Source organism: Gordonia sp. HS-NH1 (assembly GCF_001418765.1).
GTDB lineage: Bacteria > Actinomycetota > Actinomycetes > Mycobacteriales > Mycobacteriaceae > Gordonia.
On the sequence record NZ_LIYC01000086.1, the window covers coordinates 1 to 2,708 of the forward strand.

At 55.8% G+C, this 2,708-nt stretch carries 1 rRNA gene (running past one end of the window); it reads right to left on the reverse strand.

Annotated elements, in window-relative coordinates:
* Positions 1–19 precede the first annotated feature (19 nt).
* Positions 20–2,708, reverse strand: a 23S ribosomal RNA gene (locus AMD30_RS24855); it runs 647 nt beyond the window's last position.

Here is a 2,708-nt window from a genome sequence, read left to right on the forward strand (position 1 = left end):
TGGTGATGTTGTGGGTGTTGTTGGTAAGTCCTCGGCCGATTAGTACCAGTCACCTGAACACATTGCTGTGCGTACAGTTCTGGCCTATCAACCCCATGGTCTGTAGGGGGCCTTAACCCCGCAAAAGGGGGTGAGAAACCTCATCTTGGAACAGGCTTCCCGCTTAGATGCTTTCAGCGGTTATCCCTTCCGAACGTAGCTAACCAGCAGTGCCCCTGGCGGGACAACTGGCACACCAGAGGTTCGTCCGTCCCGGTCCTCTCGTACTAGGGACAGGTTTCCTCAAGTTTCTTACGCGCGCGGCGGATAGAGACCGAACTGTCTCACGACGTTCTAAACCCAGCTCGCGTGCCGCTTTAATGGGCGAACAGCCCAACCCTTGGGACCTACTCCAGCCCCAGGATGCGACGAGCCGACATCGAGGTGCCAAACCATCCCGTCGATATGGACTCTTGGGGAAGATCAGCCTGTTATCCCCGGGGTACCTTTTATCCGTTGAGCGACACCGCTTCCACTTGCCGGTGCCGGATCACTAGTCCCGACTTTCGTCCCTGCTCGACATGTACGTCTCACAGTCAAGCTCCCTTGTGCACTTACACTCAACACCTGATTGCCAACCAGGCTGAGGGAACCTTTGGGCGCCTCCGTTACCTTTTAGGAGGCAACCGCCCCAGTTAAACTACCCACCAGGCACTGTCCCTGAACCCGATCAGGGTCCGAGGTTAGAAGTCCAATACGATCAGAGTGGTATTTCAACAACGACTCCATGAACACTGGCGTGCCCACTTCACAGTCTCCCACCTATCCTACACAAACCGAACCGAACACCAATACCAAGCTATAGTGAAGGTCCCGGGGTCTTTTCGTCCTGCCGCGCGTAACGAGCATCTTTACTCGTACTGCAATTTCGCCGAGTCTGTGGTTGAGACAGCAGAGAAGTCGTTACGCCATTCGTGCAGGTCGGAACTTACCCGACAAGGAATTTCGCTACCTTAGGATGGTTATAGTTACCACCGCCGTTTACTGGGGCTTAAATTCTCAGCTTCGCCACCAAGGTGACTAACCGGTCCTCTTAACCTTCCAGCACCGGGCAGGCGTCAGTCCGTATACATCGTCTTACGACTTCGCACGGACCTGTGTTTTTAGTAAACAGTCGCTTCTCTCTGGTCTCTGCGACCCACACCAGCTCAGGCAGTAAATGCCGTCACCAGGATGGGTCCCCCTTCTCCCGAAGTTACGGGGGCATTTTGCCGAGTTCCTTAACCACAGTTCTCTCGATCGCCTTAGTATTCTCTACCTGACCACCTGTGTTGGTTTGGGGTACGGGCCGTGTACCAACTCACTAGAGGCTTTTCTCGGCAGCATAGGATCATGGAATTCACCGCAACGGCTACGCATCACCTCTCAGGCTTCATGAACGACGGATTTGCCTATCGCTCGCCCTACAGGCTTACACCAGTACAACCACTGACTGGCCCCACTACCTTCCTGCGTCACCCCATCGCTTGCCTACTACCAGCCAAGGTCCCATGCATCACCCCAACTCGGCACCCGAAGGCACTCTCGTGAGGATCAGGATGGTTAGTACAACTGATTCAGCATGGGCGCGGATACACGGGTACGGGAATATCAACCCGTTGTCCATCGACTACGCCTGTCGGCCTCGCCTTAGGTCCCGACTCACCCTGGGCGGATTAGCCTGGCCCAGGAACCCTTGGTCATTCGGCGGCAGAGTTTCTCACTCTGCTTTCGCTACTCATGCCTGCATTCTCACTCCCACACCCTCCACCACTAGATCACTCTGTAGCTTCCACGGATGCAGGACGCTCCCCTACCCACCCACACACCTGGCCAACCACCCGTAGGCAGAAGGCGGGCTTATGTGAGTGCCGCGGCTTCGGNCGGAACCCCGTAAGGCTCCGACGGGCAAAATGTGAGTGCCGCGGCTTCGGCGGTGTACTTGAGCCCCGCTACATTGTCGGCGCAGGATCACTTGACCAGTGAGCTATTACGCACTCTTTCAAGGGTGGCTGCTTCTAAGCCAACCTCCTGGTTGTCTTCGCGACCCCACATCCTTTTCCACTTAGTACACGCTTAGGGGCCTTAGCCGGCGATCTGGGCTGTTTCCCTCTCGACTACGAACCTTATCGCCCGCAGTCTCACTGCCACACTCTCACTTACCGGCATTCGGAGTTTGGCTGACGTCAGTAACCCTGTGGGGCCCATCGGCCATCCAGTAGCTCTACCTCCAGTAAGAAACATGTGACGCTGCACCTAAATGCATTTCGGGGAGAACCAGCTATCACGGAGTTTGATTGGCCTTTCACCCCTACCCACAACTCATCCCCTCCATTTTCAACTGAAGTGGGTTCGGGCCTCCACGACGTCTTACCGACGCTTCACCCTGGCCATGGGTAGATCACTCCGCTTCGGGTCTAGACCCGGCGACTCAAACGCCCTATTCAGACTCGCTTTCGCTACGGCTACCCCACACGGGTTAACCTCGCCACCGAGCACTAACTCGCAGGCTCATTCTTCAAAAGGCACGCCATCACCCACCGCAGTAAACTACGCGCAGGCTTTGACGGATTGTAAGCNACCACAAGGGTGCACAGGCTTTGACGGATTGTAAGCGTCCGGTTTCAGGTACTATTTCACTCCCCTCCCGGGGTACTTTTCACCTTTCCCTCACGGTACTAGTCCGCTAT